This window comes from Pseudomonas cucumis (assembly GCF_030687935.1).
Taxonomy (GTDB): domain Bacteria; phylum Pseudomonadota; class Gammaproteobacteria; order Pseudomonadales; family Pseudomonadaceae; genus Aquipseudomonas; species Aquipseudomonas cucumis.
This window is the reverse complement of the sequence record NZ_CP117454.1, coordinates 2,878,011-2,891,034: the sequence shown is the minus strand read 5'-3', so window position 1 is coordinate 2,891,034 and position 13,024 is coordinate 2,878,011. Positions and strand designations below refer to the sequence as shown.

At 60.3% G+C, this 13,024-nt stretch carries 9 protein-coding genes; 4 read left to right on the top strand and 5 right to left on the bottom strand.

What is annotated here, in order from left to right; translation table 11 throughout:
• Positions 1-2: 2 nt before the first annotated feature.
• Positions 3-3,344, bottom strand: coding sequence for a maltose alpha-D-glucosyltransferase (gene treS, locus PSH97_RS13230; protein WP_305449561.1), 3,342 nt, complete (start codon positions 3,342-3,344; stop codon positions 3-5).
• A 76-nt stretch (positions 3,345-3,420) separates the two neighbouring features.
• Positions 3,421-5,424, bottom strand: coding sequence for an alpha-1,4-glucan--maltose-1-phosphate maltosyltransferase (locus tag PSH97_RS13225; RefSeq protein WP_305449560.1), 2,004 nt, complete (start codon positions 5,422-5,424; stop codon positions 3,421-3,423).
• A 216-nt stretch (positions 5,425-5,640) separates the two neighbouring features.
• Between PSH97_RS13225 and PSH97_RS13220 the strand changes: the two genes are divergently transcribed.
• Positions 5,641-5,814 (top strand): hypothetical protein, encoded by a 174-nt coding sequence (locus tag PSH97_RS13220; RefSeq protein WP_305449559.1) that lies wholly within the window; start codon positions 5,641-5,643, stop codon positions 5,812-5,814.
• Between the two features lie 17 nt (positions 5,815-5,831).
• On the opposite strand, the gene PSH97_RS13215 is transcribed toward PSH97_RS13220, so the two are convergent.
• Positions 5,832-6,332: an MgtC/SapB family protein gene (locus PSH97_RS13215; RefSeq protein ID WP_305449558.1), complete on the bottom strand. Its 501-nt coding sequence runs from the start codon at positions 6,330-6,332 to the stop codon at positions 5,832-5,834.
• A 130-nt stretch (positions 6,333-6,462) separates the two neighbouring features.
• On the opposite strand from PSH97_RS13215, the gene PSH97_RS13210 reads away from it, so the two are divergent.
• The 3 genes from PSH97_RS13210 (at position 6,463) to mapR (ending at position 9,806) form a co-directional block, all read left to right on the top strand.
• Positions 6,463-6,696: a DUF3203 family protein gene (locus tag PSH97_RS13210; RefSeq protein ID WP_305449557.1), complete on the top strand. Its 234-nt coding sequence runs from the start codon at positions 6,463-6,465 to the stop codon at positions 6,694-6,696.
• A 195-nt stretch (positions 6,697-6,891) separates the two neighbouring features.
• Positions 6,892-8,322, top strand: coding sequence for a cytochrome c oxidase accessory protein CcoG (gene ccoG, locus PSH97_RS13205; protein ID WP_305449556.1), 1,431 nt, complete (start codon positions 6,892-6,894; stop codon positions 8,320-8,322).
• 74 nt (positions 8,323-8,396) lie between these two features.
• Positions 8,397-9,806, top strand: coding sequence for a GntR family transcriptional regulator MpaR (gene mapR, locus PSH97_RS13200; protein WP_253554767.1), 1,410 nt, complete (start codon positions 8,397-8,399; stop codon positions 9,804-9,806).
• A 150-nt stretch (positions 9,807-9,956) separates the two neighbouring features.
• Here mapR and PSH97_RS13195 read toward each other — a convergent pair whose 3' ends face one another.
• Positions 9,957-10,703, bottom strand: a complete 747-nt coding sequence (locus PSH97_RS13195; protein ID WP_008069154.1) for an SDR family oxidoreductase — start codon at positions 10,701-10,703, stop codon at positions 9,957-9,959.
• A 115-nt stretch (positions 10,704-10,818) separates the two neighbouring features.
• On the bottom strand, positions 10,819-12,900 hold the full coding sequence (locus tag PSH97_RS13190) for a putative bifunctional diguanylate cyclase/phosphodiesterase (protein ID WP_305449555.1): 2,082 nt from the start codon (positions 12,898-12,900) through the stop codon (positions 10,819-10,821).
• Between the last annotated feature and the right edge of the window lie 124 nt (positions 12,901-13,024).

Here is a 13,024-nt window from a genome sequence, read left to right as displayed (position 1 = left end):
GACTACTCTCCACCAAGATCGGAAAAGGGTTTGAGCCCACTCAATAACCCGTACAGACCGTGCAACGGCACGGGCAGCCAGGTGGGGCGATTTTCAGCCTCATAGGCCACTTCATAAGCTGCCTTCTCCAGACCGAACAACGCCAGCGCGGCGTCCTCGCCTTCAGGATCTTGCCATGCATGAGCAAGACTAGCTGCCGCCAGCCGATAAGCGTCGACAAATGCTTGCCGCGCCTCTTTCAGATAACGATCGGCGACCCGTTGACGCGCCGCCTGGGCGTCGGCGGTGTTATCGACGTTATGCACGTTGATCGTCATCGCCGCGGCGTAATCGAAGGAGCGCAACACGCCGCTGACATCTTTATAAGGGCTGTGTTTGCCTCGGCGCTCATGCAGCGGCCGCGCCGGTTCGCCCTCGAAATCGATCAGGTAGGCATCGCCCTTGATCACCAGCACCTGCCCCAGGTGCAAGTCACCATGGACGCGAATACGCAGGCCACCAGCGGCTTTCTTACCCAACTCCTGAACATGACTGAGGATGGTTTTTTTGTTGTCCAGCAAGCGACCGACCAATGCCTGATCCGCGGCGTTCAGTTCAGTTTGATGCTGCTTGAGCAACTTCAGGGCATGTTCCAGTTGCGCCGCCACGTCCTTGGCCGAGGCCAGGGCATATTTCTGCGTGGTGATTTGTGGGGCGAAGTCCGGATTGGCGCTCGGGGCCGCCAGCACCTGATGCATTTCCCCCAGGCGCTGGCCGAGCATGCCGGCAAAATCCTTCAGCTCGCCGAGGGCGTTGTAGTGCTGTTCCTGCTCGGACACGGCATCGGCGAGCTCGTCACGAAGCGCCCGTTCGAGGTTGTTCTGGGTCCATTCCCACGCATCGCCCTGATTGCTCAAATAGCCTTGGGCAATCATCAACAGCGTGTCCTCGCCCGCCGCATCGCGACGAATCACCGCCCCCAACAGCGGCGAAATATTTTTGAAACCGGCATGGGTCAGGTACGCACTCATTTCCAGTTCCGGATGCACCCCTGACGCGACCTTGCGGATCAGTTTCAGCACCAGGCTGCTGCCGATGACTACCGAACTGTTGGATTGCTCGGCGGACAGGTAGCGCACCTCCGATTCGGCCGTCAGGCCAAGCCTGGTCAGTTCGTCGGTCGGTTCGAAGCGGATCTCGCCACCGTCGGATGACAACACTGTGCCGGACTGCATGCCCTGCAACACGGCATGCACAAAGCTGTCGAGGCTGAAAGCATCGGTGATCAGGCCGACCTGCCGACCGCGCCGAACCCGGGCCAGTGCCAATTGTTGCGGCAACGCCGCGCCGACCTGCTCCTCGGAAATAAAACCGAATGGCAACTGATAGCGGCTGGTCTGACCGCCGCTGGTGACGTCGATTTCACCCAACAGCACTGGATGCTGCGGGTCGCCAAAACGCACGCCGTAAGCGAGGTTGACGTTGTCGATGATGCCGTCCTTACCGGCGTACCAGCGGCGGTTCTGCAACCAGCTCGGCAGGATGCCCTGTTCCAGGGTGTGGCGGGACGGCGCTTCGAGCAGCTCTTCCATGCGTTTCTTCAGCACCAGGGTGGTGAAGTCCGGCAGGCTTTGCGCCGGCTCCACGTGCCAGCTCGGCATTTGGTTTTCCGCCGCCAGCCCGAACCAATAGAAACCGTAAGGCGCCAGCGTCAGCAGGAAATTCAACTGGCCGATGGGCGGGAACGCATTGCCGCCGAGCATCTCCACCGGAACCATGCCGACGTATGCCGACAGATCCAGCTCCGCCGCTTGCGCGCTGCGGGACACGTTGGCCACGCACAAAATAATTTCGTGCTTGCCGTCCGGGCCGGTGAATTCGCGGGTATACGCCAGAATCCGTCGATTGCTCGGCGAGAGCATCTTCAGCGTCCCGCGACCGAAGGCCTTGGACTGTTTGCGCACCGCGAGCATGCGCCGGTTCCAGTTCAACAATGAATGAGGATCGCCGGCCTGGGTTTCGACGTTGACCGACAGGTAGCCGTATTGGGGGTCCATGATCGGCGGCAACACCAGGCTGGCCGGGTCGGCGCGGGAGAAACCGCCGTTGCGGTCGATCGACCACTGCATCGGCGTGCGCACGCCGTCGCGATCGCCCAGGTAGATGTTGTCGCCCATGCCGATTTCATCGCCGTAATACAGGGTCGGCGTGCCGGGCATCGACAGCAGCAGGCTGTTAAGCAGTTCGACGCGACGACGATCACGTTCCATCAACGGTGCCAGACGCCGGCGAATCCCCAGGTTGATCCGCGCCCGACGGTCGGCCGCATAGTAATTCCACAGGTAATCGCGCTCGCGGTCGGTGACCATTTCCAGGGTCAGCTCATCGTGGTTGCGCAGGAAAATCGCCCACTGGCAGTTGGCCGGGATTTCCGGGGTCTGGCGCAAAATGTCGGTGATCGGGAAACGATCCTCCTGGGCCAGCGCCATGTACATGCGCGGCATCAACGGGAAGTGAAAGGCCATGTGGCATTCGTCGCCGTTCTGCCCGCTGGCGTCGGTGTTGCCAAAGTACAGCTGAGTGTCTTCCGGCCACTGATTGGCCTCGGCCAGCAACATGCGGTCGGGATAGTTTGCGTCGATCTCGGCACGGATCTGCTTGAGGACGTCGTGGGTCTCGGGCAGGTTTTCGTTGTTGGTGCCGTCGCGCTCGATCAGGTACGGGATCGCGTCCAGCCGCAGACCGTCGATGCCCATGTCGAGCCAATAACGCATTACCGACAGCACCGCTTTCATGACCTGCGGGTTGTCGAAGTTCAGGTCCGGCTGGTGCGAATAGAAACGGTGCCAGAAGTACTGACCGGCCACCGGGTCCCAGGTCCAGTTGGACTTTTCGGTATCGAGAAAAATGATGCGGGTACCGTCGTATTTCTGGTCGTCATCGGACCAGACGTAGAAGTCGCGGGCTGCCGAACCAGGCTTGGCCTTGCGCGCGCGCTGGAACCACGCGTGCTGATCCGAGGTGTGGTTGATGACCAGTTCGGTAATCACCCGCAGGCCGCGTTTATGGGATTCGGCAATGAAGCGCTTGGCATCGGCCATGGTGCCGTAGTCAGGATGCACACCACGGTATTCGGCGATGTCATAGCCATCGTCGCGTCGTGGCGAGGGGTAGAACGGCAACAGCCAGATGGTGTTGACGCCCAGATCGGCAATGTAATCGAGTTTGGCGATAAGGCCGGGAAAGTCGCCGATCCCGTCATTGTTGGAGTCGAAAAAAGACTTAACGTGAACCTGGTAGATCACTGCATCCTTGTACCAGAGTGGATCTTTGATAAAGGTGGCTGACCTGGGTTTCTTCGCCATTTGTAACTCCTGAAAAATTCTGGGAAAACATCAACTGCCTGAAGAAATGCGGTCAGTGCCGAGAGCGTGGGAACGATCATGACGATGCGGTAATCCTCCAAATCCCGAACGGCAGATGCCACGGTTCGATCCGCATGAACTGGTACTTGCCGTGCCAAGTCCAGCGGTGGCCGTTCATCAAGTCTTCACCCTGGGTGCTGGCTTCATCGGGCAGGCCCATCTCCCACAGCGGCAATTCGAAGTTCGCCTCCTGGGCGTGATGCGGATCGAGGCTGACCGCTACCAGAATGAAATTGCTGCCGTCGACGCTGCGTTTTCCGAAGTACAGAATGTTGTCGTTCCAGGCGTTGTAGACCTTCAGGCCCAAGTGCGTGTGCAGCGCCGGGTTCTGCCGGCGAATGCGGTTGAGCTGGGCGATTTCGGCAATGATGTTGCCCGGCGCGTTGAAGTCCCGTGGACGGATCTCGTACTTCTCGGAATTGAGGTATTCCTCCCGGCCCGGCACCGGTGCCGCTTCACACAGTTCAAAACCCGAATACATGCCCCACAGCCCGGAGCCCATGGTCGCCAGCGCGGCACGAATCAGAAAACCTGCGCGCCCGGACTCATGCAGGAACGCCGGGTTGATGTCCGGTGTGTTGACGAAAAAATTCGGCCGGTAGCATTCGCGCCACGGCGACTCGTTGAGTTCGGTGAGATAGGTCGCCAGTTCGCTTTTGGTGTTGCGCCAGGTGAAATAGGTGTAGCTCTGGGAGTAACCGACCTTGCCCAGGCGCGCCATCATCGCCGGCGTGGTAAATGCTTCGGCCAGGAAGATCACCTCGGGGTACAGCGCCCGCACATCGGCGATCATCCATTGCCAGAACGGCAGCGGTTTGGTGTGAGGGTTATCGACGCGAAACAGTTTCACGCCCTCCTTGACCCAGCCCACGATGATGTCACGCAACTCGATCCACAGACTGGGAATGGCATCCACGGCATAGAAGTCGACGTTAACGATGTCCTGGTATTTCTTGGGCGGGTTCTCGGCGTATTTGATCGTGCCGTCCGGCCGCCAGTTGAACCAGCCCGGGTGTTGCTTGAGCCACGGGTGGTCCTGGGAGCACTGAATCGCAAAATCGAGAGCGATTTCCAGCCCATGCTCGGAGGCCGCTACGACGAGCCGGCGAAAGTCCTCGCGAGTGCCCAGTTCCGAGTGAATCGCCTCATGCCCGCCCTCTTCGCTGCCGATGGCATAAGGGCTGCCCGGGTCATCGGGGCCGGCGGTCAACGAGTTGTTCGGTCCTTTGCGGTAGCTGCGGCCGATCGGGTGGATCGGCGTGAAATACAGCACGTCGAAGCCCATGTCCTGAATCATCGGCAGCCGCGAATGCACGTCGTTGAAGGTGCCGTGGCGGGCCGGGTCAGCGGTGATCGAGCGCGGAAACAGTTCATACCAACTGGCGAACTGCGCCAGCGCTCGCTCTACGTCCACGGGGTATTCAGGGCTCAGGGTCAGGAAGGGACGATGGTCAGCCTGGGCCATCAAGTCCGCGCTACGCTGGTGCAGAAACAAGGCAACCTGCTCGGTTTCGAGCAAACCGGACAGCTCATGGTGCAACGCCGCCAGTTGTTCGCTGAGCACGCCCTCGGAGCGTTCAGCCGCCTGCTGGACGTGGGTGCGCCCTTCCTGCAATTCCAGGCTGACCGAAACGCCGACGGCGTGTTTTTTCTCCAGCTCATAACAAAAACTGGCGAACTGATCGATCCAGGCTTCGAGGCAGAACACATAGCGCCCCTGCTTCTTGACACGAAACCGGCCCTGCCAGCCGTTATTGCCCAGTTCGCTCATCACCTCGCTCTGCCAGGCTTCGTCGCCGTCGGCACGCCAGCGGATGCGCACGGCCAGTTTGTCGTGACCGTCGGCAAACACTTTGCTGGTCACCACCACGTCCTGATCAATCACGGCTTTAACGGCGAATTGCCCGCCATCGAGGGTCGGCATGGTGTTTTCGATCACGATCCGCGGCAGCAGTAACGCCTGCGACAGCGGTATATGCGGGTTGTAGCTCAACTCTGTGGTTTTTTTCTCAGCGGTCATCGAGCATCTCTCCTTAACGCCCCAAGGACGCTCTTGTGCCTGGTCGTCGTTCACACGAAGCGATCTGCCCCGGCATGAACTCACTTAAGTTCCGAACAGCAGGCGCCGGTAAAAGTTCAGAGGAATTTGCCAAGTCTTGCGGGGAATCAAATTCCCTGAGTACGGGTCAATCAACTTAAGCACGACTCACGCCATCTGCCACTGGAGACTGTTTCGATGAGTATTCCTATCCCCGCCGAGACACCCGATCCGAACATCGATGAGCCCACGATTCCGCCAACCCCGCCGACCGAACCCGGCCCCATCCCGGAGCAGGAACCGCCAGGCACCAGCCCGCCACCCCGGGAAGAGCCGCCAAGCTCCCAGCCGCCGGAGATCGTGCATCCGTAAGCTGCATGAAGGTTCAATTACGGGTTTCGATCCTTTTCAATCTGGCGCACGACGATAGGCATCACACCGAGAATCACCAACGCCAGCAACGTACTGAGCACCGCTGTCGCCTCGCGGCCCATCCCGGCCGAAACGCCAATGGCCGCCGTCATCCACAAACCGGCGGCGGTGGTCAGGCCTTTGACGTGGCCCTCATCGCCATCGGTGTTTTTCAGGATAGTCCCGGCGCCGAGAAAGCCGATGCCGGCAATCACGCCCTGCACCACCCGACTCATGGCATCGGCCTGGGATCCTGACATCTGCGGCACCAGCACAAACAACGCCGCGCCCAGCGCCACCAGCATGTGGGTGCGAATCCCGGCGGCCTTGCCCTTTTGCTCACGCTCGAAACCCAAAATGCCGCCCAATAAGGCGGCCATCAGTAAGCGCACCGTAATGCGCGTCAGTTGTGAAGCATCGCCAATGTCGGCGAACTCTGCTTGCAGCGTCACCCAAACCTCGTGCCACCAGGCGTCCATGGCGCAGTCCTTGTGATGATTTAATGACTCGATAGAGGATGGACCCCACCCACCATTAATCGGTTGCACAGAACGATGACTGGCGGATGCGCCCTAACACTTCAGAATCCGCAGAAAAAAGGACGCCTCCATGACCGTGCGCATCGATAACCAGACCTGTTTCTTCATCACCCAGAACGGCGAAGAAATCCGCATTTGCTCCGACGTGACGATCATCACCGACGCGGAACAATCCATGTCGGCGGTCGACCTCGACGGCCGCCGCATTTACATCACCGAAGCAGAAGCCGATGCATTGACCGTAGCAGGCGCAGTGGATGGTCGCCGGCATTTGAAGGCCACGGACAGTGATTCGGTGATTTGACTGACCCGCATCAACACACGCCGCAGACACCTGGCACAGGTGTTTGCGGCCAACCGTTGCGGGTGCATCAAGTTGTCGCAGGCGGGTGCCAGAAACTCATCTGATCCGCTTTTTATTGGCTTAGCTGAGTCTGTTATGCAAACAGATCGCTGGTCATAGTGCTCAGGCCTGATGGAGGCTGATGAGCGAAAGACCATGAGCGATAGAATCCCCGTCCGAACCGTTGAACCTGCCGCATTTATAAAAAACAATGAGCCTCTACGTCCAAAGATAAAGCCCAAGTCCAGCGACAATCTGATCCACACCCGCAGCTTCACGGGCTTGTTCCGCACCCTGCGCCTGAGTGGCGCCGGGGTTTTGTTTTTGCTGTTCTTCGGCACGGTATGGCTGAACTGGGGTGGCCGCCAAGCGGTGCTCTGGGACCTCTCCGAAAGCAAATTCCACATTTTCGGCGCCACCTTCTGGCCACAGGATTTCATCCTGCTCTCGGCGCTGCTGATCATCGCTGCGTTCGGCCTGTTTGCGATCACCGTGTTCGCAGGCCGGGTCTGGTGCGGTTACACCTGCCCGCAGAGTTCCTGGACGTGGATCTTCATGTGGTGCGAGAAGATCACCGAAGGCGAGCGCAACCAGCGGATCAAGCTGCAAGCCGCGCCCTGGGGCCTGAACAAACTGATCCGCCGCTCGGCCAAACACACCCTGTGGCTGGCGATCAGCCTGCTTACCGGCCTGACGTTTGTCGGCTACTTCACGCCGATCCGCCCCCTGGCCGAAGAACTGCTGACCTTGCAAATCAGCGGTGTCAGCCTGTTCTGGGTGCTGTTCTTCACCGGCGCCACTTACATCAATGCCGGTTGGCTGCGCGAAGCGGTGTGCATGCACATGTGCCCCTATGCGCGCTTCCAGAGCGTGATGTTCGACAAGGACACCCTGACCATTTCCTACGATGTGGCCCGCGGCGAAAACCGTGGCCCGCGCAAGCGTGAGGTGAAACCCACCGAAGTCGGACTGGGTGATTGCATCGATTGCCAATTGTGCGTGCAGGTCTGCCCGACCGGCATCGACATTCGCGACGGCTTGCAGATGGAATGCATCGGTTGCGCCGCATGCATCGACGCCTGTGATTCGATCATGGACAAAATGGGCTACGCCCGCGGGCTGATCAGCTACACCTCGGAGCATGAATTGCAGGGTGGCAAGACCCACCTGCTGCGTCCGCGCTTGATCGGTTACACCGCCGTGCTGCTGGTGATGATCGGTGCCCTCGCCCTGGCGTTGGTGGAGCGGCCGATGGTGTCGCTGGACGTGAGCAAGGACCGTGGCCTGTTCCGCGAGAACAGTGCAGGCCAGATCGAAAACATCTACAGCCTGAAGGTCATCAACAAGACCCAGCAACGTCAGGATTATCGCCTGACGCTGGTTGATGGCGATGGCTTCCAGCTGCAAGGCAAGGCCGAACTGAGCCTGGCCCCCGGTGAGATCGTCGATGTGCCGGTGTCGGTGGCCATGACCACGGAACGGCCGAGCAGCAGCTCGCAAACCATCATTTTCAAGATTGTCGACAGCGATGAGCCGGACATCTACAGCGTGGCCAAGAGCCGGTTTGTTGCGCCGATGAACCGTTGAGCCTTTAAACTGCGGTGCTTGCCCGCGAAGAAGCCACCCCCGATGTTCCAGAATGACTCCCACTCGAGCACTCGATGAAACGCTACGAAAAATTCGCCGACGACATCGCTGAACTGATCCGCTCCGGCGTCCTCGGTCCCGGCCAGCGGGTGCCATCGGTGCGCTACGCCAGCCAGACCTACGGCGTCAGCCCGTCCACGGTGTTCCAGGCCTATTACCTGCTCGAACGCCGTGGCCTGATCCGCGCCCGGCCGCGTTCCGGCTACTTCGTCAATGCGCATGCACCGAGCCCGTTCTCGGAGCCGGTGATCAGCAGCCAGGTCAACGAGTCCACCGAAGTCGACGTCAGCGAACTGGTGTTCTCGGTGCTGGATTCGATCAAGGATCCGACCACCGTGCCCTTCGGTTCGGCGTTCCCCAGCCCCACGCTATTCCCGCTGCAACGCCTGTCCCGCTCGCTGGCCAGTGCCGCCCGGGAAATGGACCCGCGCATGGTGGTCACCGACATGTCGCCGGGTAACCCGCAGCTGCGTCGACAAATCGCCCTGCGCTATATGGTCGGCGGGCTGATGTTGCCCATGGAAGAACTGCTGATCACCAACGGCGCCCTCGAAGCCCTGAACCTGTGCCTGCAAGCCGTGACCGAACCCGGCGACCTGGTGGCCATCGAAGCCCCGGCGTTCTACGCCAGCCTGCAAGTGCTGGAACGGTTGAAGCTCAAAGCAGTGGAAATTCCCGTCCACCCACGAGACGGCATCGACCTCGGCGTGCTCGCCCAAACCCTGGAACGGCATCCGATCAAGGCCTGCTGGTGCATGACCAGCTTCCAGAACCCCATGGGGGCGACCATGCCCGAAGCGAAGAAGCAGGAACTGGTGGAGTTGTTGCGCAGCCATCAAGTGCCGCTGATCGAAGACGACGTCTACGCCGAGCTTTATTACGGCCAACAGGCGCCGAAACCGGCCAAGGCTTTCGACACCGAAGGGTTGGTGATGCATTGCGGATCGTTCGCCAAGAGCCTGGCCCCCGGTTACCGCATCGGCTGGGTCGCTGCCGGGCGGTATGCGCAGAAAATCGAACGCCTGAAGCTCATGACATCGCTCTGCGCCTCGATGCCCGCCCAGGCCGCCATCGCCGATTACTTGCAACATGGCGGCTACGACCGGCACCTGCGCAAACTGCGTTACGCCCTGGAAGAACAGCAAAGCGCCATGCTCGCCGCCATCGCCCGCTACTTCCCGGCGCAGACACGTGTCAGCCAGCCAGCGGGAGGCTACTTTTTGTGGCTGGAACTGCCGCCGCAGATGGATTCGTTGAAGTTGTTCCAGATGGCGCTGGCCCAAGGGATCAGCATCGCGCCGGGGCCGATCTTTTCACCGACCCAGCGGTTCAGGAATTGTATACGGCTGAATTATGGCAGCCCTTGGACTGAGGATTCGGAGAAGGCGATGGAGACGTTGGGGCGGATTGTGCGGTCGTTCTGAAGGTTTGATGTTGTCTGGGCTATCGCCTTCGCGGGCAAACCCGCTCCCACAATGGATCGGTGTGAACACAAAATTTGTGAACACCAGCGATCCCTGTGGGAGCGGGCTTGCCCGCGAAGAGGCCAGCGCAGACACCGCAAATCTTGAGGATTAGCGTCCACCACCAAGGTCGACGAAAGTCCCGGTTGCATACGACGCTTTATCCGACAACAACCAAACAATCGCCTCCGCCACCTCATCCGGCCGCCCACCCCGAGCCATCGGAATCGCCGATTCCAGCTTGCTGACCCGATCCGGATCACCGCTCAATGCATGGAAATCGGTGTAGATGTAGCCCGGCCGCACGGCGTTGACGCGAATCCCCTCGCCCGCTACTTCCTTGGACAGACCGATGGTGAAGGTGTCCAGCGCGCCTTTGGACGCGGCATAGTCTACATATTCGCTGGGGGCGCCCAAGCGGGCAGCGACCGACGACACATTAACGATACTGCCGCCCTGCCCGCCATGTTTGGGCGACATGCGCAGGATCGCGTGTTTGGCGCAAAGGATCGGTGCCAGGACGTTGGTCTTGAGGATTTTCAGAATACGGAATTCGGACATTTCGTCGATCCGCGACTTTTGCCCGACAGTACCGGCGTTGTTTACCAGCGCCGTGACCCGACCGAGTTCGGTGTCCACGCGGTGGAACAGGCCGATCACTTCGTCTTCGATGCTGACATCGGCGCGCACCGCAATGGCCTGGGCACCGAGTGCACGAACTTGTTCCAGCACACTGTGCGCCGCCTGCTCGTCGGACTGGTAGTTGATGCAGATCCGATAGCCTTGCTCGGCGGCCAACAGGGCCGTGGCGGCACCGATACCGCGGCTGCCGCCGGTGATGACGATGACTTTATCCATGCTGGCATTTCCCCCGTTACAAGCGTATGCAGTCGGGGCCAAGAATAACCGCCATTGCGCGGTTTTGCATGAACCTGCGTCAATTCCAATGACACTCACCTGTGGCGAGGGTCTATCAGCCCGCCGCCAATTGCTCCCCACGGTGAATATCGACCATAAAGCGTTCCGCCGGCAGCGGGTGCCCCAGCAAATACCCCTGCAACGAGTCGCAACCGAGTTGGGTCAGGAAGTCTTGCTGGACGTCGGTTTCCACCCCTTCAGCCACGATTCGCAAGCCCAACGCCTGGCCAAGGGCGACGATGGCCGAGACGATGGCCGCGTCATCGCTGTCGTGTTCCAGATCGCGAACGAAACCCCGGTCGATCTTCAGTTCATTGGCCGGCAGACGCTTGAGGTACATCAAGCTCGAATAGCCGGTGCCAAAGTCATCGATGGACAGGTCGACGCCCATTTCCGAGAGTTCCTGCAGTACCGTCATGCTCGCATCGGCGTCGCTCATGGCGGTGGTTTCGGTGATTTCCAGGGTCAGGCTGTTGGCCGGCAAATGATGAGTGGCCAGGGCCTTGGCGACGCTCTGGACCAACCCCGCGTGGCAGAACTGCAAGGCCGAAAGGTTCACCGCGATGCGCCAGTCGGTGTAACCGAGCACGTACCACTCTCGCATCTGACGGCAGGCTTCATTGAGCACCCATTCGCCGATCGGGATGATCAGCCCGGTCTTCTCCGCCAAGTCGATGAACGTGTCCGGCAGCAGCAGGCCCTGGGTCGGGTGCGCCCAGCGCAACAACGCCTCGGCCCCCACCGGTCGGCCATGGCTGGCGTCGAATTTGGGTTGGTAATAAAGACTGAACTGCTGCTGATCGAGGGCGGTGCGCAAGTCTTGCAGTAATTGCAGTTGTTTGCGCGCGTTGCTGTTCATCGACACGTCGAAGAAGCTGTAGCCGTTTTTCCCGGCGCCTTTGGCGTGGTACATCGCGGCATCAGCATTCATCAACAACTCTTCGGCGGTCTGACCGTTGCCCGGATAGAGCGCGATGCCAACGCTGGCGGAGATCTGCAAGTCATGTTCCGCGACCCGGAACGAGCGCGCGATCAGCCCCACCTGACGCGCCGCCAGGTTCAGCGCGTCGTTCTGTTCGGTGAGTCGCACCAGCAGCACAAATTCATCGCCGCCGATCCGCGCCAGGGTGTCCTGGCTGCGCAAATCCTCGCGAAGGCGCAGGCCGACCTCTCGCAGCAACTGATCGCCCATGTGGTGCCCAAAGGCATCGTTGACCGGCTTGAAGCCGTCCAGGTCAATGAACATCAGCGCAAAACAGCCGCCCTGCTCCTGCACCCTCGACATCGCCTGATCGATACGGTCGGCCAGCAATACTCGGTTCGGCAGCCCGGTCAGGGTGTCGTGCAGCGCCAGTTGGGTGAGTTCGCGATTGGCTTCGGTCAGCGATTGAGCGAGGTCCGCGGTGCGAGCCTCCAGGCGTGCATCGAGGATCGACGTCAGCAAGGCAATGCTCAACACCGCCAGGGTGGTGATCAGAACAAGACTGTCCAGTCCCTCGCCGTTCAGGCCATCAGCCGCCGCGCCACAGAAACTGCCATCGGCAAAACGTGCCGCGGCCATGCCGGTGTAGTGCATGCCGACGATGGCGATGCCCATGATCACCGCTGCTCCGCCGCGGATCAGGCGAACATACGGTGCATGCCGACGCAGGCGGAAAGCGATCCATAACGCGGCGCCCGACGCACCGACGGCAATCAGCAGCGACGCGCTAAACAGTGTCGGGTCGTAATCGATGCCCGGCTGCATGCGCATCGCGGCCATGCCGGTGTAATGCATGGCGCTGATGCCAGCGCCCATGACCAGCGCGCCGAACGCCAGTTGCCAGGCCGGCAGTTGTGGCTGGCTGACCAGCCACAGGGCAAAACCGCAGGACAGGACCGCAATCAAGAGGGACAGCGCCGTGAGAGTAACGTCGTAGCCCAGATCGATTGGCAATGTGAACGCGAGCATGCCGATAAAATGCATCGACCACACGCCAATGCCCATTGCAAAAGCGCCGCCCGCCGTCCACAGATGCACCGCCCGCCCCTTGGCCGTGGCGATGCGACCGGTGAGGTCGAGCGCGGTGTAAGAGGCAAGTATCGCCACACAGAGCGATATGAAAACCAGCGTAAGGGAATAACTACCGATGAGCATGAGACTTCTCGCGACTGCCCCCGCATCCGTTCTCGGGGAGCAAAGTCGGGGATTGTACTGACTCCGCTGATGAACGCACTCACAAAGTCATCAAAAGGCCATCAAGGTGATGAAACGTTTGTGG

Coding starts and splice junctions, on each gene's coding strand:
- PSH97_RS13195 (WP_008069154.1), bottom strand. CDS start 10,703: ATGGATAAAGTCATCGTCATCACCGGCGGCAGCCGCGGTATCGGTGCC.
- PSH97_RS13190 (WP_305449555.1), bottom strand. CDS start 12,900: ATGCTCATCGGTAGTTATTCCCTTACGCTGGTTTTCATATCGCTCTGT.
- PSH97_RS13210 (WP_305449557.1), top strand. CDS start 6,463: ATGACCGTGCGCATCGATAACCAGACCTGTTTCTTCATCACCCAGAAC.
- treS (WP_305449561.1), bottom strand. CDS start 3,344: ATGGCGAAGAAACCCAGGTCAGCCACCTTTATCAAAGATCCACTCTGG.
- PSH97_RS13225 (WP_305449560.1), bottom strand. CDS start 5,424: ATGACCGCTGAGAAAAAAACCACAGAGTTGAGCTACAACCCGCATATA.
- ccoG (WP_305449556.1), top strand. CDS start 6,892: ATGAGCGATAGAATCCCCGTCCGAACCGTTGAACCTGCCGCATTTATA.
- PSH97_RS13215 (WP_305449558.1), bottom strand. CDS start 6,332: ATGGACGCCTGGTGGCACGAGGTTTGGGTGACGCTGCAAGCAGAGTTC.
- mapR (WP_253554767.1), top strand. CDS start 8,397: ATGAAACGCTACGAAAAATTCGCCGACGACATCGCTGAACTGATCCGC.
- PSH97_RS13220 (WP_305449559.1), top strand. CDS start 5,641: ATGAGTATTCCTATCCCCGCCGAGACACCCGATCCGAACATCGATGAG.